The organism is Anaerovibrio sp., from assembly GCF_045637405.1.
In the GTDB taxonomy this organism is placed as follows: domain Bacteria; phylum Bacillota; class Negativicutes; order Selenomonadales; family Selenomonadaceae; genus Anaerovibrio.
Map to the genome: position 1 here is coordinate 1 of NZ_JAZTZI010000048.1, position 19,660 is coordinate 19,660.

The 19,660-nt window shown below is 38.7% G+C and carries 21 protein-coding genes; all 21 read right to left on the reverse strand.

Annotation, left to right across the window (positions count from 1 at the left end):
- Positions 1-680, reverse strand: a 680-nt coding sequence (locus ACKI5G_RS03515) for a nucleotide sugar dehydrogenase (protein WP_407397685.1), incomplete at its 3' end; no start/stop codon positions are given.
- On the reverse strand, positions 667-1,707 hold the full coding sequence (locus ACKI5G_RS03520) for a glycosyltransferase family 2 protein (protein WP_407397687.1): 1,041 nt from the start codon (positions 1,705-1,707) through the stop codon (positions 667-669). The genes ACKI5G_RS03520 and ACKI5G_RS03515, both read right to left, overlap by 14 nt.
- 71 nt (positions 1,708-1,778) lie before the next feature.
- Positions 1,779-2,510, reverse strand: a complete 732-nt coding sequence (locus tag ACKI5G_RS03525) for a sugar transferase (RefSeq protein ID WP_407397689.1) — start codon at positions 2,508-2,510, stop codon at positions 1,779-1,781.
- A gap of 17 nt (positions 2,511-2,527) precedes the next feature.
- Positions 2,528-3,808, reverse strand: coding sequence for a DegT/DnrJ/EryC1/StrS family aminotransferase (locus ACKI5G_RS03530; protein ID WP_407397691.1), 1,281 nt, complete (start codon positions 3,806-3,808; stop codon positions 2,528-2,530).
- Positions 3,809-3,834: 26 nt separating this feature from the next.
- Positions 3,835-5,739 carry a polysaccharide biosynthesis protein gene (locus tag ACKI5G_RS03535; RefSeq protein ID WP_407397693.1) on the reverse strand — a complete coding sequence of 635 codons (1,905 nt, stop codon included), beginning with the start codon at positions 5,737-5,739 and terminating at the stop codon, positions 3,835-3,837.
- A gap of 207 nt (positions 5,740-5,946) precedes the next feature.
- Positions 5,947-7,536: a hypothetical protein gene (locus tag ACKI5G_RS03540; RefSeq protein ID WP_407397695.1), complete on the reverse strand. Its 1,590-nt coding sequence runs from the start codon at positions 7,534-7,536 to the stop codon at positions 5,947-5,949.
- Positions 7,537-7,554: 18 nt separating this feature from the next.
- Positions 7,555-8,340 carry a class I SAM-dependent methyltransferase gene (locus ACKI5G_RS03545; protein WP_407397697.1) on the reverse strand — a complete coding sequence of 262 codons (786 nt, stop codon included), beginning with the start codon at positions 8,338-8,340 and terminating at the stop codon, positions 7,555-7,557.
- A gap of 10 nt (positions 8,341-8,350) precedes the next feature.
- Positions 8,351-8,698 (reverse strand): EamA family transporter, encoded by a 348-nt coding sequence (locus ACKI5G_RS03550; protein ID WP_407397699.1) that lies wholly within the window; start codon positions 8,696-8,698, stop codon positions 8,351-8,353.
- Positions 8,691-9,038 carry a transporter gene (locus ACKI5G_RS03555; protein ID WP_407397701.1) on the reverse strand — a complete coding sequence of 116 codons (348 nt, stop codon included), beginning with the start codon at positions 9,036-9,038 and terminating at the stop codon, positions 8,691-8,693. Before ACKI5G_RS03555 ends, ACKI5G_RS03550 begins: the two co-directional genes overlap by 8 nt.
- A 34-nt stretch (positions 9,039-9,072) precedes the next feature.
- Complete coding sequence (locus tag ACKI5G_RS03560) at positions 9,073-10,011, reverse strand: glycosyltransferase (RefSeq protein WP_407397703.1); 939 nt, start codon at positions 10,009-10,011, stop codon at positions 9,073-9,075.
- Complete coding sequence (locus ACKI5G_RS03565; protein WP_407397705.1) at positions 10,001-10,717, reverse strand: acetyltransferase; 717 nt, start codon at positions 10,715-10,717, stop codon at positions 10,001-10,003. Before ACKI5G_RS03565 ends, ACKI5G_RS03560 begins: the two co-directional genes overlap by 11 nt.
- Entirely contained in the window at positions 10,714-11,634 is a 921-nt protein-coding gene (locus tag ACKI5G_RS03570; protein ID WP_407397707.1) for a hypothetical protein, read from the reverse strand. Before ACKI5G_RS03570 ends, ACKI5G_RS03565 begins: the two co-directional genes overlap by 4 nt.
- 36 nt (positions 11,635-11,670) lie before the next feature.
- Positions 11,671-12,579, reverse strand: coding sequence for a hypothetical protein (locus tag ACKI5G_RS03575; protein WP_407397708.1), 909 nt, complete (start codon positions 12,577-12,579; stop codon positions 11,671-11,673).
- Entirely contained in the window at positions 12,561-13,205 is a 645-nt protein-coding gene (locus tag ACKI5G_RS03580; protein ID WP_407397710.1) for a class I SAM-dependent methyltransferase, read from the reverse strand. Before ACKI5G_RS03580 ends, ACKI5G_RS03575 begins: the two co-directional genes overlap by 19 nt.
- Positions 13,206-13,207: 2 nt before the next feature.
- Positions 13,208-13,939 carry a WbqC family protein gene (locus ACKI5G_RS03585; RefSeq protein WP_407397712.1) on the reverse strand — a complete coding sequence of 244 codons (732 nt, stop codon included), beginning with the start codon at positions 13,937-13,939 and terminating at the stop codon, positions 13,208-13,210.
- 23 nt (positions 13,940-13,962) lie between these two features.
- Positions 13,963-14,973 carry a 3-oxoacyl-ACP synthase III family protein gene (locus ACKI5G_RS03590; protein WP_407397714.1) on the reverse strand — a complete coding sequence of 337 codons (1,011 nt, stop codon included), beginning with the start codon at positions 14,971-14,973 and terminating at the stop codon, positions 13,963-13,965.
- 33 nt (positions 14,974-15,006) lie between these two features.
- Complete coding sequence (locus ACKI5G_RS03595; RefSeq protein WP_407397716.1) at positions 15,007-15,225, reverse strand: hypothetical protein; 219 nt, start codon at positions 15,223-15,225, stop codon at positions 15,007-15,009.
- Positions 15,226-15,285: 60 nt separating this feature from the next.
- Complete coding sequence (gene rffA, locus ACKI5G_RS03600; protein ID WP_407397718.1) at positions 15,286-16,413, reverse strand: dTDP-4-amino-4,6-dideoxygalactose transaminase; 1,128 nt, start codon at positions 16,411-16,413, stop codon at positions 15,286-15,288.
- 269 nt (positions 16,414-16,682) lie between these two features.
- Positions 16,683-16,895: a type II toxin-antitoxin system RelB/DinJ family antitoxin gene (locus tag ACKI5G_RS03605; protein WP_407397720.1), complete on the reverse strand. Its 213-nt coding sequence runs from the start codon at positions 16,893-16,895 to the stop codon at positions 16,683-16,685.
- Between the two features lie 12 nt (positions 16,896-16,907).
- Positions 16,908-18,545: a hypothetical protein gene (locus ACKI5G_RS03610; RefSeq protein WP_407397722.1), complete on the reverse strand. Its 1,638-nt coding sequence runs from the start codon at positions 18,543-18,545 to the stop codon at positions 16,908-16,910.
- A 3-nt stretch (positions 18,546-18,548) separates the two neighbouring features.
- On the reverse strand, positions 18,549-19,649 hold the full coding sequence (locus ACKI5G_RS03615; RefSeq protein ID WP_407397724.1) for a radical SAM protein: 1,101 nt from the start codon (positions 19,647-19,649) through the stop codon (positions 18,549-18,551).
- Between the last annotated feature and the right edge of the window lie 11 nt (positions 19,650-19,660).

A 19,660-nucleotide genomic window follows, 5' to 3' on the forward strand; every position in this document is an offset into this window, starting at 1 on the left:
TTCATAAAAGCGATATTGATATCACGTTGACTGTTTTCTATGACTTTGGCTGCTTCTGCGACCTTAATAGACTCAGTGCGATGCACACCAGCTTTGACTATCAATTCATATACTTTGGCCACACAATCCAATGTATCTTCATCCATGCCGGAAACAATTTTAGTTATCGTTTCAAGACGGTGAACCTTATCACCCGGATTAATACGCTCCGGACTATAGCCAATCTTGAAGTCGACCCCACATTTAAGCCCAGACTCTTTCTCCAGAATAGGAACACATATTTCTTCAGTCACACCAGGATATACTGTTGATTCAAAAACAACCACAGAGTCTTTTGTCAAATTGCGTCCGACAATCCGGCTTGCTCCCTCTACTGGTGCTAAATCAGGAGTATGATCATCATTTACGGGAGTAGGAACCGCCACAATGTGAAACTTTGCTTCCCGAAGCTTGGTTTCATCTGCAGTGAATTCCACCGATGTATCACTTATAATATCGTCACCAACCTCATGTGTCGGATCAATACCTTTCTTATACATTTCAACTTTCTTGTCATTAATATCAAAACCAATAACGTTGATTTTTCGGGCAAATGCAACGGCAATAGGCATACCAACATAACCAAGCCCTACCAATGACATTTTTGTTTCTTTTCTCACTAGTTGCTCATAAAGATTCATTTCCTCTTTCCTCCCATTTAGGCATAGCAACCGAAGTAAAAATTCCTTTCAAATATCCCACACCATAGGAGATGTGTAATAAAAAGAACAGACAAACCATTTTTATAACTTCGAATACTTTAGATGTTTTTCTTATGGATGCAACAATTCCAAGAACAACATAAAGTAATAATACCATACTCTCAAAAAGCCAAATATAATCATAAAAAAATCCACATATTGTTGAGCCTATAAGAAATAATACAAAAGCAAATGGTACTAAGTGTCTAAGGCTCAATGCAGACCCCTGTTGCTTGAGAAGAACCATGTTCCACTTTCCATTTCCCAAAGCTTGTTTTATCATTTTACCAACGGTATTTCGAGTATAGTACACACAACATATTTGAGGATTAAAATAAAACTTACCACCTACTGCTTTAATTCGTGAATGAAGTTCTATATCCTGATTACGAACAAATTGTTCATTGAAATATCCTACTTTTTTAAAAATATCCTTTTTATATAGACCATATACAGCGGTATCAGCATATCCTGCTTCATCAGAAACCCTGAACGGCGAATTGCCAACCCCAAATGCAGATGACAATACCTTTGATACAGATTCATCACCATCCTTAAGGGACTTTGTAATGATTTTACCACCGACACACACAGCATCTGTCACCCTTTGCATGGTCTCAATATTTTTTTCAATAAAATCCATTGCAGCTTCAGCATGGGCATCTATCCTAACAACATAATCTCCCCTGGCAGCCTTTATCCCCAGATTCCAGCCAGAAGCAAGAATCTGCTTCGAATTATTTATTATGCGGATATCAAATGTCTCCGTTTTATATTGTTCAATAATATGAGAAATAATTTTCAGGGTGTCATCTGTTGATTCACCATCAATAATAATTATCTCATACTGATCCTTGGGATAGGTTTGATTTACCAACGACATTAATGCTTTCTCTATATAATCTTGTTCATTTCTGGTAACCAGCAAAACTGAAACAAATTGTTTGCCTGAAATATCACTTTTCATAGTAAAAATATGCTCCTTGGCACAATAAATATTCCTATTTATTATGCTTATTACTTAAGGTATGTATTTTTTCAATTCATGTTCTCTTCCAATAGATTACGTGCAAGCTCCTGTTTCCTATCATATTCATTCTTGTCTATACGTCCAACCCGAAGAAGAAAATCACCATAGTCTTCGGCTGTTGCCATATCCTCTTCTGTGATTCCCTCACGTTTTATAAAGGCCTTGCTGATTGTCTTTAATATAATCTTTAAATCTTTGATGCATGAAATATCTTTTATATATTGCAGGTCAAACTGCAGTTTTTCATCCCAGGATATTGCATTTCTGCCATTTACCTGTGCCAAACCACTAAGACCAGGACGGGCAGTATGCCGCATACGCTGTCCTTCACTCATGAACACCATATCCCTCACAAGCTGAGGGCGAGGTCCAATTAAAGACATGGTGCCATTCAGAATATTAAATAATTCGGGAATTTCATCCAAGCTTGTACTACGCAGCCATGCACCAAAGCTCGTCAGCCTGACCTCATCAGGAAGCAGATTGCCATCAGCATCTCTTTCATCAGTCATTGTACGAAATTTGTACATCATGAATATTTTTTCATTGCCCGTATCTGCATCCACAATCCCAGGTCTGGGCTGCTTGAAGATAATCGGGCTGCCCAGCTTTATCTTGACTGCAATACCAATTATGACAAACAACCAGCTAAAACAGATAAGCGCACATAAAGAACAACCAATATCAATCAGTCTTTTTATATATTTTTCATAAAAGCCCATTTCCCGGCGTAGGTTCATTTATACTCCTTTTAGACTCACTCAAAGCATGCTTTTATAACATCAATGATTCTTTGCTGCTGTTCAGCAGTCATTTTATTATCACTTGGCAGACACAGGCCTCTGCGGAAAATATCCATACTTACCTCAGCAGCTTCACCTGCTATATAGGCATTGCTGGTCGCCCGGGCATTGCCAGCGCTTGTAATGAAAGGATTCAATCTGTACATTGGCTGCATGTGAAGTGGCTTCCAAATAGGTCTCCCCTCTGCATTAATAGAAGAAATAGCTTCCAATATCTCTGTTGGACAGGATTTCCCCTGTTCTGGAATGAATAGAGACTCACGTTCACCACGAACTTGCTTACACATTGCATCATCGTCAATAATCATACAGGATAACCAATAGTTTGGCTCGCTGTTCTTTGTATCAATAGGATTCATTTTTACAGGCAAATCATTAAGACCATCTTTGTATCTCTCATAAATAGCTTTTTTCTGTGCAATATGTTCAGCCAAATATGGCAACTGACCTCTTACAATCCCAGCAATGACATTGCTCATGCGATAGTTAAAGCCCACCTCTTCATGCTGATACCATGGGGCATTTTCACGGGACTGGGTACTCCATTTACGCACCTTGTTGGCAGCCTGAAAATCGTCTGTTAAGAAGCATCCTCCGCTGGAGCCAGTTATAATTTTATTTCCATTAAAAGAAATCGTGTTATATTTTCCAAAAGTACCAGTCTGAATGCCATTATATGTTGCCCCCATGGATTCAGCCGCATCTTCAACTAATATGGCACCATACTTATGGATGACTTCCATAAGCTCTTTCATTTTTGACGGTGTGCCATACAAATGAGCACAAACCACAATCTTGACATCAGGATATATTTCAAACGCCTTTTCTAAAGCATCCGGGTCCATATTCCATGTATCCGGTTCAGTATCAATAAAAACCGGTATGCCACCTTCATATACTACTGGGTTCACAGTGGCTGCAAAGGTCATATCAGAACAAAAAACCTTATGTCCCTCCAAAGCGCCATGACCTACTACGGGCATTCCGTAAACATCAATACCTGCTAACTTCAAGGAAAGATGCAAGGAAGCAGTACCAGAGGACAGGGCTACTGCATATTTGCAGCCAATTAACTGACCAATCTCCTGTTCCACCGCATTTATATTTGCACCAACAGTTGACATCCAGTTGGTATCATAGGCCTCCTGAACATACTTTATTTCATCACCATGCATAGTAGGACTGGATAGCCAAACTTTGCTTTCAAAGGGCTCTATATCTGAATTAGAAAACATAATCATAATCTCCTTTAGACAGGATGTCACGCAAGCTTGCTATTAATCTCTTCCGGCGTTTTGTAGGTCTCCACAACAGTATGCAACGCTTCGCGCACTGCTTCGTCACTAACATCACACGCATCTCTCAACGCCGTCAGCTTATCCTTAAGTATGTCCATGCTAATAGCTTCATCCTGCTCGATAAATATTTTCTCATTGCTTGTCTTCCGCAAGTCAGCCGAATCCATCAAAAGCTCCTCGTAGAGTTTTTCCCCTGGCCGCAGCCCAGTTTCAACTATTTCGATGCCATCCACACCGCTAAGTTTTATCATATTTTCGGCCAAATCCAATATTTTAACTGGTTCACCCATGTCCAATACAAAAAGCTCTCCATTTTTAGCCATTGCACCAGACTGAAGTACAAGCTGGCTGGCTTCCGGAATAGTCATAAAATAGCGGATAATACGCTTATCCGTGATGGTAATCGGACCTCCACTGGCAATCTGTTTCTTAAATAGTGGAATTACCGAGCCAGCCGATCCCAGAACGTTACCAAATCTGGTAGCACTGTACCTTACTTTGCCAAATGTGCTGTAGCTCTGGACTATCATCTCGCACATACGCTTGGTGGCCCCCATCACATTGGTAGGGTTAACTGCCTTATCAGTGGATACCATCATAAAACGCTCCGCATTATATATCTCGCACAGCTCCACCACATTAAATGTCCCAAATACATTATTTTCAACAGCCTCAATGCAGTTTCGTTCCATGAGAGGAACATGCTTGTGGGCTGCTGCATGTATCACTATCTGTGGATTATGCTCCTTGAATACCTTTTCCAGTCCCTCCCTATTAGTAATCGAGACAATTTCCACTACCATATTAAGTGTTTGTTTATACTTGATTCTAAGTTCCTGTTGAATGTCATAGGCACCATTTTCATAAACATCCAAAATAATAAGTTTTTGGGGTGACATAGCAGCAACCTGGCGGCAAAGCTCAGAGCCTATGGAACCGCCACCACCTGTAATCATAACCACTTTATCTTTATAGTAATTATAGGTATTATTATCCAGTACATTCATAGCTTTTCTGAAGAGAAGCTCCTCCACCTCAAAGGAACGAAGAACTCTCTTATTGCCAGCATTCTGAACTGTAGGATAATCATAAATCTTAAGTTTAAAACCATTATTTTGATAAAAATTATACAGTTTTTTACGCCGTTCAGCTGTCATATTGGGTATAGCCATAACCACAAGATTAATGCCAGCCTCCCGCATCTCAGACAAAGTATCCGCACTATTTTCCGCCTTGACTTCCAAACCATGTATTGTGCGTCCAACCTTATTTGTTTTGTTATCTATAAAATACATTGGGGCATATTTTGAGGAAGGATTTTCCCGCAATTCCTCCGCCAAGGATACACCTACAGATCCAGCCCCCACAATAGCTATTTTTATCTTTCCGGATTCGGGAGCAGGCTCAGCAACGACCTTTCCTCTTGTAAATATTTGAAGAAGGATTCTGGATAGTTCCCCTCGCGTATCATTTCGCCCACCGCATTTGTAGGCATATCGGTACACCATCCGTATTGTCAGCGCACACAAGGTATTAGTACAACATAATGCAATAAGTTTCGCCGCGGAAATATTCGGAACCATGAGGAACTTATCTACTGCCAAATAAAGGCACATGGCAATACCATCTGCCAATAGTAACCTAATATAGCATTGTATACCACCATAACGCCAAATCTGACGATATATATTCCACATTAACCGACTGCCAAAAATAATCACAGCAGCAACAACACTATGAAGCATAACGCCGTAGTCATCAAGAGCACCGGCGCCCTGATAAAAGGCCAGCATTAATGAAGCGGCTATAATAAAAATTATCACATCGTATGTAATTAAAGAAAAACTAATAGCAAAGAACCTGTTCATCAATATTTAATCCATTCTTCTTTTATATTAGAACAATTCTCTGAGCAATTTTGCTCACAAAAATTCATTATCATTATACTCTTACAGTATAGCAAACGCAATTAATAATTAATACCTGATTTTGCATAATTGTAGCCACCAATCGAACAATAAATGAGGTTGTACAGAAACGTTACATTTTCCATACAACCTCAGTAATATTACATACTATCTTCCTATATTTTCTTCCGTACCAAGGATACTATTAAATTTATCCGTCCCTGGATAATATATCTCCATTTGAGAATATTCCCCCATTGAATCAAACACGTCTTTGTCACTACCATATGTCATTAAACGGATAGTATCCAAATAGCTCCCTGTAAATTTATACGTCAATACACATTTTACACTTGTATCTTCGTAGTTATACTGCATCATGCCATAAGCCGGTCTCTCAACAAAAATGCGTAAAATATCTTTATGTTTGCTATAATGTTCCCACTCACTTTTATCCCTAACTATAAAACGAGTTTGGTCTCCATAGACATTTCTGGCATTTATATTCCATGTATAAAATATGGAATTATTAAGAACTTCCGATGTAGAATCTTCACAAATCATTGTCGATAAATCCTTCAGTTCCGGATGTTCGGTCAATTGATACTGGAATCCTACATTCTTATAATAATCCCTCTGATAAGCCAGATAATAAAAATTAAAATAACATACACCGCTAAGGAGCATGGTGATTAATATTATTTTTCTGTGCTTATCGTTAAAAATGCTGGCTATCAGAACATAAAATATTATTGCCGCTCCCATAGGAACTACCATTGAATCTCTACCACCGAAAGCAGAAGTAGCAATGAATGGGCCACCGCGAACTACCAAATAAGGAAACAATCCCATAGACAAAGACAATATGCCCAATAATAGGAGCTGTATTTTTCTCCTCTCTTGCATAACTCTTTCATAACCTTTTAGTGGCTCAGTTTCATATGGTTCATTTTTAATATACCTATATAAAAATACCCCAATAACCAATGGCACCGCAGCAAACATTACATAATTCTTCAGCAGATTCAGCAGCATAATCCCATCCGCCGGTAATAAAAGCAATATAGCCTTTACAAGCCCCCAAAGAGGAATCGCATTATATCCTGCATAAGCACCGTGAGCAGGGAAGAATACATTTTTAAAAATCCAATAAGCTATCGGCAATAATATAAAATCTATATATTTCCATGCACTCTTTAAAGTTTTTTCCTTGGTATATATCATCAGTAATGCCAAAGAATAAAATGTTAGGAAAGATGCGAGATTAAAAGAATATAAGAACAAAATGAGCGTAACTATCCTGCCATGGACTGAAAAATTCCGCACAAAAAGCTGCTCAGATAATATGCAAAGTCCAAACATAAAGGAAAACAGATTCAACGTACCATTAAACATAATTAGCGTTATACGTGCATCAAAACATGGTATCACCGCATATAACGCACAAATCCAAAAACAATAATTATGTTCACATTTAAGCCAGTTTCTCAAAATCTTGTACAAGAACAAAACATTAGCATAATTTAGTAAAAAAATTATTTTCTTGTACCCATCCTCCGGCAAATAGCTGTTTATAATATATGATAACACTCCAAAAGGAGTCCCGGTTTCCGTAAACATGTTTACAAGTACATCTATCGGTTGATCGTATACACACCAATCATCAATCCAGTATCCTGTTACCACCAGCAACAGCCAATGAGCTGCAAAATATAGAAGTGTTAATTTAATTATATTGTTTTTAGCTTCTACAACCATGATTTTTCCTTTATACAACTATTTTTTCTTGGCAACCAACACAATACTGCTTCCAAAGGACAAGCCGGCCCCAGATTTTATTTTGCATATTTCTCTTGAAGTCAGCAAGTCCAATACCTTGGTCACAAGGTATCCTCTCTCATCAAATTGCTGTTGATTGATTTTTCTCCTTTCTTCTTCATCACGCATATCATATCGCTTGATGATACCTATTTTTTCAAGCAATACCCGCACTAATAATATGGGAAGGAATAAAAATTGATAAAAATACGACCCAAGAAGAATCTCAAACCCAGCATTTTCCACCTTACGACGCAGCTCTCTTAAGCGATACCTCCGAAAATGTCCTGCAGCATCATCCTCACTGCTCCATAAAACATTAAAGGCAGGCACCGCTATCATTAATCTCCCCTCCATAGACAAATGTCTGTGCAAATTATTTAAAAATGCCTCATCATTTTCAATATGTTCCAACACATCCAGCAATGAAATCTGCTCAACCTGCTCTGTTAAATCATCTATAGTACCACATACAACCTTTTTAAGGCCTCGTTTCCTGCCATTTATACAGGCTTCTTCTGTAGGTTCCAAAAGGGCCATATTATAACCCAACTTCTCCAAATAACGTGTAGTAAAGCCATTTCCTCCCCCAACGTCATAAGTTAAGCAATCTTTGCAAAAAAAGAGTTCCGCCACCTCAGCCAGAAGCTTCGCCCTATATTGAAACCACCATGAATGGTCTTCCAAGGAAAACAATTCATCCTGCATTTCACCTGTAAACTGTGTCTCTACCTTCTTCTGCATAACTGCCCTCCTAGCCACTAAAAAAAACTCCAATCCCCAGAAGTATTAATCCCAATCCCAACAGATTGTATCTGTCTACATTTTCACTAAAAAAATACCAACTCCAAAATGTAACAAAAACATAACTGCTGGCATCCAATACAGCACCCAAAGATAAAGGAATAACCTTCAATGCGTATATTGACATAAGAGTTGTCAGTATCATTATGACATATGCACTTACAACCCTAAAATTCAAATACTCGCTTAATATAGAATTATAACAATTATTTGCTGCTTTTTTCAGCATAACCTGGGCAAATGTAGCCATAAAAACAGCAGCAAGCATAATACCTGCGTGCCACACAACATCAGTCATGGTGTTTCGACCTTTCTCTGCTAGAGTATACCTCTATACCAACTATGATTAGGAAAACGCCTACTATATTAACAATAGTAATATACTCTCCAAAAATAGTTTTTCCCCATATCATACCCCAAATAATCACCACTGGTTTGTTTGCAAATGCCACAGACAAAGGAAGGTGCTTTATTACCTGCTGCCAACCTATGGCATAAATAATAAGCACCCCTATCCCCCCGGCACAGCAAAGCATAAAGGGAATGCTCCACCAAATTTGCCCAGCTGCTATTTTACTAAATATTCCTGAAGTTGAATAAATGATGAACATTAGATGTAATAATAGAAAATACTTCATTAATCCATCCTTTTATACTGCCCGTTGTTAGCTTTTAATCATCGAAATTATATTTTTCTGCTATAACATATTGTGGGGTCTCCGTAATGGACATATAAATCCTTCCCAGATACTCCCCCATTATGCCTAATACGAAAAGAATCAGTCCTCCAATAATTAACATCAAGGCTATGACTGAACTCCAGCCCACAGCAATGAGAGGATTTAGTAATTTCCTTACCACTGTAACAATTGCGAATCCTCCCCCTAATACTGCGCTTCCAAGGCCTATCATGGTTGCAAACCGCAAAGGTTTTATGGAAAAGGCCGTAAAACTGCTTACCCACAGGGCAACCAGTTTCCCAAATGTGTAGGTCGTACCGCCTTGCATGCGTGCCCTTTCCTCCATGGGAACATTTATAACCTTTGCGGATGTTCTGAAAAGAAGACCGGAAATGTAAGGATATGGTCCGCTATAGCGGGATATTTCCTTTGCCACAAACTTCTTAAAGGCCATAAAATTTCCCATTTGTATGTCCTTGGGCTTATCTATAAGTAGATTGGCCATTATCTCATTGAACAAACTTCCAACATTCTTGAACAAGCTTTGCTTCTTCATTTTCCCGTATTCGGCTATGGAAATATCGAATCCATTCTGCAACGGAGCCAGCAAATCCTGCAGCTTGTCCATTGGACACTGACCATCATCATCAAGAAAAACGCAAATATCACCATTGGCACACTGCACTCCCGCAATCATACCCGCATGTTGTCCAAAGTTCTTGGCAAATCGTATTGCTTTCACATTAGGATTTTTCTTGCCTATTTCCAACAGCTTCCCATATACATTATCAGGGGAACAGTCAACCACACAGATTATCTCATAAGTTGATACTGCCATCTCCGCCGTTGCCTGGACTATTTCGTCTATCACGGGTCCGATAGTCATTTCACTACGATAGCAGGGTATAATAAAACTTATTTCACACCCCATCTTTGTCTCCCCCAACACTTTTGACAGATTTACCAAAGAAAAAAGTACTGTCATTCACATTCTGAAGGACTTTTTTGGTTATCTTATCCACATACATGCTATTAGGTTTGGTATTGCGGGCAATAAGTGCTCTGGCACCTATGATATTTCGCTCTGCAATACGAATATGATCATTGATTGTTGCATTTATACCAATAAATGTATTATCACCTATCACCACACGCCCCGCTATCACTACCTGCGAAGTAATAAATACATGATTGCCTATTTCAGCATGATGACCGATATGATTCCCACTCCACAATATTGTGTTGCTGCCAATCTTTGCATATGGCTGTATCGTATTGTCTTCAAACACAAATACATTATCACCAAATTCATTACCTTCGTACCAACATGTTGCCTTGCTGCTAATATATGATGCTAATTTATATCCACGCCTCTTGTACTCGTGATATTTCTGCTCTCGTACCTCGTTAAGATGTGTATATGCAATTGCTATAAACATATCATACTCACTTGGTGGAAATTTTTCTTCCGCATCTTCTAAAGCAACTGCAGGCAAATTGCAGAATGAATCTTCAATCAAGTACTCCTTATCCACCACAAAGCCGCAAACCTCATACTCGCTATCTGCCGTGAAATAAAACTTTGCTAATTGGGCAAAATCATCTGTACCGAAAATCACTAATTTTTTTTTCTTCATATTTCCCCTTCTACCAATTTGGCAATGCCCAAGCCAGTCATACCGTATTCATTTCCGTTATAAAGCATATAATAATCATCCTCATGCCTGAATACAGCAGGATAGCATATCATGTCACTATCAAAACCATGTTCGGACACTGTTATGCCTACTTCTTCATCATTTCTATCCCAACATATACCATCTTTTGACTTTGCGTAGCCAATACGATATTTTTCTCCCCTATGAGCAAACCACATATGATAAGCATTATCTCCTTTTAGTACACTAGGCCTGGATATGGCATACTCACTATCGTCTGCAAAGTCAATAGCTATGATGCCATTTCTTTGCCAATCCACACCATTTAGAGATTCTGCATATTTCAGATGATACCTATGTTGAATTTCTCCTTCTTTGATTCTCCACTCTACACATGAAAGGTACCACATACGAAATTTGTCATTTTCAATCAGAATCCAAGGATTCGTACAGAAATGTGGTTCTTTGTATGTCCGATCCACAACCGGACCATAATATTTCCGCTCAAAATGTATCCCATCCTTACTAACAGCCAGACCAATAGAATTTCTGAATGGAACAGTTTTCCCTAAATTCCAGCCACAATAATACAACCAATATTCATCATGCACTTTTCCTATCCAAGACATCAATGTACCACTATCATCGAAGCACCCCAAATTTCCTGGAGCAAGTATAGGTGACTTGCAAATATCTATTATAGATAAGTTTGACAAATCTAATGTCAAGTAAAAAATATGTGACTGATTCTTGTCATTTCTAGCTGAATAATAAATACGATAAATACTATCATGAAGCTGAAAAGCCTGCGGAACTGCAGCTCCGTGGAAACCATCAATAACATTAACACTGTTGTAATTTAAGTTTAATTTTTCCCATTTCATTTTTCTCACCATTTGCATAGTGACCCCTTAGAAATGGAAAACTGAAAATTATTCCTCCACAGCAAGACCAAAACCTGTCTTGCCATAAGCGTTGCCACAATAAAGCATGTAATGCCTGCCCCTGTAACTGAATACATAGGGATATGACACCTCTTCCGACTCCCAGTCATCACCTGACGGAACTAAATCCACCTGCTCATCCTTGCGAACAAAATTTATGCCGTCTCTTGACTCTGCATAACCAATGCGGTATTTTTCACCACGGAAGGTGTACCACATTTTGTAAATGCCATCTTCATAAATAAGTGAAGGCCTTGAAAACGCATATTCAGCAATGCCGTCACCCTGAACACATATTATATTATCCCTGTGAATATGAATACCATCATCACTTTCCGCATATTTCAGAATATGGTTGAAATCATATTTTTCAGGGGTAGTATTGCGCCAAGATGTATGTGAGCCATACCATATACGGTATTTATTTCCGTCTCGCATTACAAACGGATAGGAAATAGAGTACGGATCCTCAATACTCTGTCCCATAATAGGAGCAGGTGAAACCCGCTGACACTTCCCTGTTTTTTTGTCTATGGAGGCTAATCCAATCCTGTTCATAAAAGGAAGATTTCTTGGAAGATTCCAACCAAGATAATAAAGGTATATTTCATCTCCCATATCCAGCATCGAACCAATAGAGCAACCACAGTCATCGAAGGTTCCTTTTTCTCCCGGAGCCAGAATAATCTCTCCATTACAGGAAGCAATCTCCAGTTTTTCCATGTCATAGTCAAGATAGGTCACATGTGCCCTATTCCTTTCATCTCTGACATTAAAATAAATTCTTAGAATATTGCTCCCAGCAAGGGGCAGCGCAATTGGATTCGCGCCATACCCCCCCAACACATGTTCGTTTTTTTCTGGATTATAAATACGACCTAACTTTTTCCAGGCCATGTATCATCTCTCCTAACCAATATCGTGAAATCATAAATATCGTAATCATGTAACAAGGCAACATTTCTTGAAAAGTTTGTCTTGCAATAATCAAATAAAAACAACGGATCAGCATAATACAAATCATCACGCATTCTGTCTACATCCGAATATTTTGTCAGGCAATTAAAAGCGAAGCCCCCTCTGGAATGTTCTGCAAACATGGATAAAGTAGACAAAATATAATCTTTCCACTGTTCTTTCGGAGTGTCCTGACATACATTAAAAATACCACTTGTAACAATGTAGTCATAATTGGTATCTATTTTGCTGTCGCATACAAACGCCCCCCCCGCATGGACATTTGATGCCCGTTGGATTATTTCCTCACTGACATCAATACCCGTGTATTCCATTCCAGAATATGAAGGTTCCAAATACTCCTTATAATCTCCCAAGCCACACCCAAAATCGCACAGGGAAAACTTTGAGTTATTATCATTAGGCAAGATTTTAGACAGTTGTTTAAATCTGATATGTTGAGCCTCAAGATTTTTCCAATCAGCTGCCTCCGGGCCCTCACCTTTTTCCAGGAATCTGCTTGTATAATACTTTTCTGCATCTTTGACTATGTTTTCGTGAATCATCTTCAAACCTCTTTTCCGTCACAAATCCATGAAGTGGACTTTTTTTCTTCCCGCCAGCCCCATATATAATAAGGTGCCGTCTCTCCCACATTACACAGAAGATCAATAATAGAAAGATAGTGATTAAACTTTTCACCCTCCTGATTGTACTCAGGATAGCCATCATACGACTTCCAACGCAATTCTATGCCTTTTTTGCGGTAATCTTCACCAATGATATAATCTTTGGCCGCAGGACCGGATTCGTAAATGTATGCACCGATAGAATCAAGTAGGCTTAACATTCGTTCATGCTTATGCCCTTCCGCGTGGTAGTCCCGACTGTCGGCAAATTTGGTCTTGATGCCCAAAAATTCCCGTGCTATATATTCGGTCATATACATATCCAGTTCGTAGAGATATTCCCACTGGCGGGACAGATATACCTCTCGCAAAAAAGGCTCAACCCACTCAAAGAAAGGTCTCTTACCATAAGCGTGCCTAATAGTCTCATAATGATTTTTCTGCCAAGACGTGTCAGAAATCTTCACTTCATAGATGAGACGATTCCTATTGTTGCCACATGGAACAGACAGCCATTTGTCTCCGTTAGGCGTGTAAATCTTGTTGCGGTTTCGCCAATCACGAATGGTGTACTGCACATCATTGTAAAAAACGAATAAATCCACATCGTGTATTAAATCAAAATAACCTTTCCAAGGTATATAGTTGGGCTGGTCAACCGCTACTATCATATTATTTTACCTTCTTCATAGCATTATCTTTGTAAAGCAACTACTACACTGACCTTACTTAAATCCACAATACAGCCCCCCCAGGACAGACCAACTCCAAACCCCATCAGCATACTTTTTTGTAATGTCTTAGGAGATGTTTCCTGCATAATATCGCACAATGCTATAGGAATGGAGCTGGAAACCGTATTGCCATAGTCTCTTATATTGTTATAAAACGGCCTATCTTGCAATTTGCATATTTTCTGTATGCTTTTTAGCATAAAATGATTTGCTTGGTGAAATACGAAATAATCTATATCCTGTCTTGTATAATTCGTCTTAATGAGAATTTTATCAACTGTAGCAGGAACTACATCAAGTGCAAACTCCATAATCCCGCTGCCATTCATAAACAAATTTTGATTGGTGCGGATATTGCCATATTTGTCAGTATTAGTTGTAACCTCTGTACTTTGATATGGATTGCGCATACCGCCAACTGGCACGATAAGATTTTGGAACCCAGCACCATCAGTGCCGTATTCCAGACAGTAAATCCCTTCCTTATCTGTATCATATGCCTTAATTAATGTTGCTGCTGCCCCATCACCAAATAAGGGAGCGACAGACAAATCTTCATCGTTTATATATTTAGTGTATGTCTCCGCTGTTAAAAGAAGGACACATTTTGACTGTCCTGATTCAATCAGTCCTTTTGCCAAACCCAAACCATATATATAACCGGTACAACCATGATTGTAATCAAGAGCTCCGCATGCATTTGATAAACCTAATCTATCCTGAATAATGCACGCCGTAGTAGGAAGATAATAGTCTGGCGACTGAGTGCAAAATAGGACATAATCTATTTGATTGCGGGAAATATATTCAAATAGCCTTTCAGCTGCCTTTACAGCCATGTCTGCTGCCGTCTCATCGACTGATGCTACATGACGCCTTTCTATGCCGGTCTTTTTCCTCATTCTTCCATCAGGATTTTCTCTAACCGTACTTGGCAAATAATAGGCAATGCCATCAATATACGCTTTCAACCTTGTCTCCTTCTAAATAAAACAATATTCTTATTACAAATCTTTAACCACTGTATAAAGTTCCTCTACAGTAGTCGCTGAGTGCACAGCCTTAGTATCTATGCTTCCTCTTTCCTTGCCCATTGCAATAAAACTGATAACCCCTAATGAATCCCATTCCTCAATATCATTAAGATTTGTTTTCATATCAAAATCAGTATCTGATTCCAAAATATCATTTTTTAGTAAACTCAAAAATTCTTGCTCAGTCATATAGATTCTCCCTATTATTCTAAAAAGCATAACTCTTCATTGTTTCATTTTTTCAATTAATCAATTATAAAATGCCCTAATTTGCTCGCACACATAAGCCACGCCAGAGCTCCGCAATCCATAATACATTGGTAGTCTAAGGAGGCGTTCACTTTCCTTGGTGGTAAACTTATCTTCGCCATTAAAGCGGCAATATTTAATTCCCGCCGGGGCACTATGCAATGGGATATAGTGGAATACAGCATAAATATCCCTTTTTTTCAAATACTGGATAAGCTTGCTACGTTCAGCCAAATCTTTGCACTTTATATAAAACATATGTGCATTATGCTCACAGCTATCAGGGATAAATGGCAGCTCAATCCGGCCTTGCTCCTGCAATTCTTTAAGCTCATCGTAGTACTGATTCCATGAACGCAGACGATTCTCATTGATTTCCTCAGCCACCTGTAACTGCGCCCACAAGTATGCAGCATTCATATCGCTTGGCAAATAAGATGACCCAGCATCCTGCCAACGATATTTGTCTACCTGCCCACGGAAAAATTTTGAACGATCTGTGCCTTTCTCACGAATGATTTCTGCCCGCTCAATCATCACTGGATCGCGAATTAATAAGGCCCCCCCCTCACCCATGCTGTAGTTTTTCGTTTCATGGAAGGAATAGCAACCAAAGTCACTAAGAGAACCTAATGCCTGTCCTTTGTACTTGGCCATAACGCCCTGTGCAGCATCCTCTATTACTTTAAGTCCATACCGTCGGGCAATCTCATTTATCTCATCCATACGGCAAGCAACACCGGCATAATGCACAGGCACTATGGCCTTTGTTTTTTCAGTAATCGCATCTTCAATAAGACGCTCATCCATATTCATTGTTTCTGGACGAATATCAATGAACACCGGCGTCCCGCCACGCAAAACGAAGGCATCTGCTGTTGAACAGAATGTATATGACGGCATAATAACCTCATCGCCAGGGCCAATATCCGTAAGAAATGCCGCCATTTCAGTAGCATGAGTACATGAGGTAGTCATCAAAACTTTTGAAGCTACCGTTCTTTCTTCAAACCATTTGGAGCATCTTTTTGTGAATATCCCATCTCCGCATATATTGTGGCTATTAATCGCCTGCTTTATATATTCAATTTCTTTTCCCACACATGGTGATTGGTTAAAAGGTATCATTTGTTCTCCCTGGTTACAATGATAAAATCATAATTGTCCTTCCTATTGTAACACTATGTCATACATTTGATTGTGATAATATCACATTTGTCACTTTTAAACAAGATATTCAACCTTTCATATATAAATTTCCTTTTACTTCTACATTGCACAAGCCAACATATCCACCTAAAAATTGCCACAAAAAAAGTGGCCGCTAAGCCACTTCTAATTAAATGTTCCTTATTTATTTCATCTCGACAATATCAAGAAAAATTATCTATCTGCATTTATTCATCTGAATTCGTAAAGCTGTTTTGGGGTGAGGCAATATAGCACTGGTCATCTGTTTTTATTTCAAAGGGAATGCGCCGCTCGCGTATCACCGTTTTCACAAACATATTTACGGCGGCAGAAGAGGTCAGGCCTACAGAATCACAGAATGTAATAAATTGTTGTTTATCCTTTTCATCAACGCGACAAGTTAATGTAGAAAGAGCCATAAATATTCCTCCTCATCCCTTCGATTCCATTATAGTACTAACCAGTTCATCAAACCTCGGCATATCCGGTGTATAAACAGCCAAATTAGACCCTTCAAAAATTCTTTCTTCAAAACTATCGTGATTGAACAACTCGTCAAATTTTAGCCCCATTGTCTTTTTCAAATTTAAGTCATTATTATACACAACAACAGCCTCTATTTCCTTGGAACCAGTAACATCATAATCAGCCATCTGATAATCACCACCATGCACAAACATCTGTATATCATATATACCAGTTCCTTTAAGGTATGCAATATCATCACGACGATTCATAAAAAAATGGCTTTCATCTCCAAATGCTTCCCTACCATTTGAATTTAATGAATAAAAACACGTGACATTGACCATTGATTCATTTGGAGTCAAGTAAAATATATTCTTGGTTTGAGCAAGTATATTTTGATTTTGCCGCATCTCATGTACAAGATCTTGTTGCCTGTAATAATCCTGCTGATATGACAAATAAAACATATTAAAATGTATAATGCCACATAAGATAGCTATTACAAATATGCTATATCTAATAATTGTTACCGAAATACTTGAAATAATCATAAAAATAATTATTGACGATCCAATTCCAAATAAAACAGCATTTCTGCCACCAGGGCCTGCAAGATGAAACCACTGTCCAACGGCACAATACGCATACTCCCCCAAATACATCGCCAGAATGCCTACAGCCACGATTATTAGAGCATCATTCATTGAACTATTATTCATAGAAAAGAAACATCCGCGCCTTTTATATACAAAGAATCGGTAGCCAAAATATATAACAAGAAATAAGCCAACCAATATTGTCAACCCACGTAAATCACAATGTAACCACAATTGAAAAATTTCAATAAAGTTCTCGATGCACATTTGGGCAGTAATATATATTCCCCTCACCGACCTACCCAACGATACGGCATTATATCCTTCATAAGTTCCGTAAGCTGGGAAAAAATGTGTTTTAAGCCCAAAGTATAGTATTGGAATGACAATAAAATCAGCATACTTGTATATTTTATTAAGCTCCCCGTTCTGGTAAACGTAATAAGAAATATACATGATAGCCAATCCATAAAATACTAGATTCGAGTTCAAAATGAAAGAACAAGCAAAAAGAAGCAACACAAGCAACCGAAACGGAATATTTTTATATTCATACTTTGTCTGCAAAATAACCAGTGCACAAAAGGCCAGTATGAACATCATATATCCAAACGTATATGGAAAAACTCCACGCATAGCCCTAGCATCATTTACGGGAATTGCATTATAAATAAGCGTAAGCCACACTGTATACTTGGCAGGAATTAATGGCAGATGATTAAAAATATAATATATCCCTAATGTGCCAATATAGAAGCACAAGAAAATCACTAGCCTTGCAATAGGTTCCGGGATGCCAAAAATAAACTTCATCAGAAAGTATGTGGTAGGCCTCCCCAGCATCATGGAAGTCTCCCACATGCGTTCATCACTGGCAAAGGCCCAGGTCTTTTCGTCCCACCAAGTACCTGTAAGCACTAAAATAAAACCGTGGGTCAATAAATACGCAACGGTTATAATAATTAAATTTCTAATGTGCTCTTTTCGCTCAAGACTCTCCAACATCCCTTACTCCCAATCAGGTGAGAACTGCTCTCCCACCTGAATCCAAGATTCCTTACGATTCCAATTACAGTGAGAAGACTGATAACATCTTGTGCAAGGTGCATCCATCTTTTTCTGGTCATTAACAATGCTTCGATAGTTCTGATACTCCTTGGAGTTCCACATTTCCATAAAGTCTCTATCCTTGTCATATTCAAAGAAGTGGATTGGGGTTGACATACACGGACGAACATATCCGTCAGAACCAAGGAAGAAATCTCTCCAGGACACAAAGCAATCCTTATGCTTCTTATCTCCTGCCACATCTTCGCCCACATAATGAGGCAGCTTAAGGACAATGCCAAGCTCTTCCCCAACCTTTATTGCTTCTTCAAAAACCTCTCTAACCAGTGCCTCATGCCCCCACAAGGTTTCATGGAGAAGAGACTCTTCAAATACGGTAAGATATACGACCTTAACTTCCTCAATACCGACCTCAGCCGCCAAACGAACCAGAGCAGGAAGCTCGCGGATATTGGACTGCATTGCACAGAATACAAAATTAATCCAAGGGTACTTTAAGCCACGTTCCTTTTTGATGCGGACGATATCCTTTAAATCTTCCTTAATCACTTCAATCTTGGAACCTCTGCGAATTCTTCCATTTGTCTCATCAGTTGCTCCATCAAGGCTTACTGCAAATACGTCAACATTATAGTCGAAAATAGCATCCTTTATTTTTTTTAAATTCATACCATTAGTACAAAAATACTTACGGGCACTGTGCTTGTTGATAATCTCCAGCATCTCATTAAAATGTGGATGAATAGTAGGCTCTCCCCATCCCATTAGGGTAACTTCTTCAACAGAGTCCATGAGAGGCTCAAAGCTTCTAAACACATCCATATCAAACACAGTTGGCTTAAAGTCAGCTGCATTACGGCCACACATAACACAATTCAAATTACATGCATTTGTAAGCTCGAATACCAATCTTCTTGGATAAGATTTCACTACAGTAGCACCTTCATCTATTTCCTTTATATTTAAATCAGAATTTGCCTGCTGCTTTGCAGTCAACTCTTTACCACTAAATAAATTCTTTGTTTTTGCTCTAATAATCATTTTAATAATCC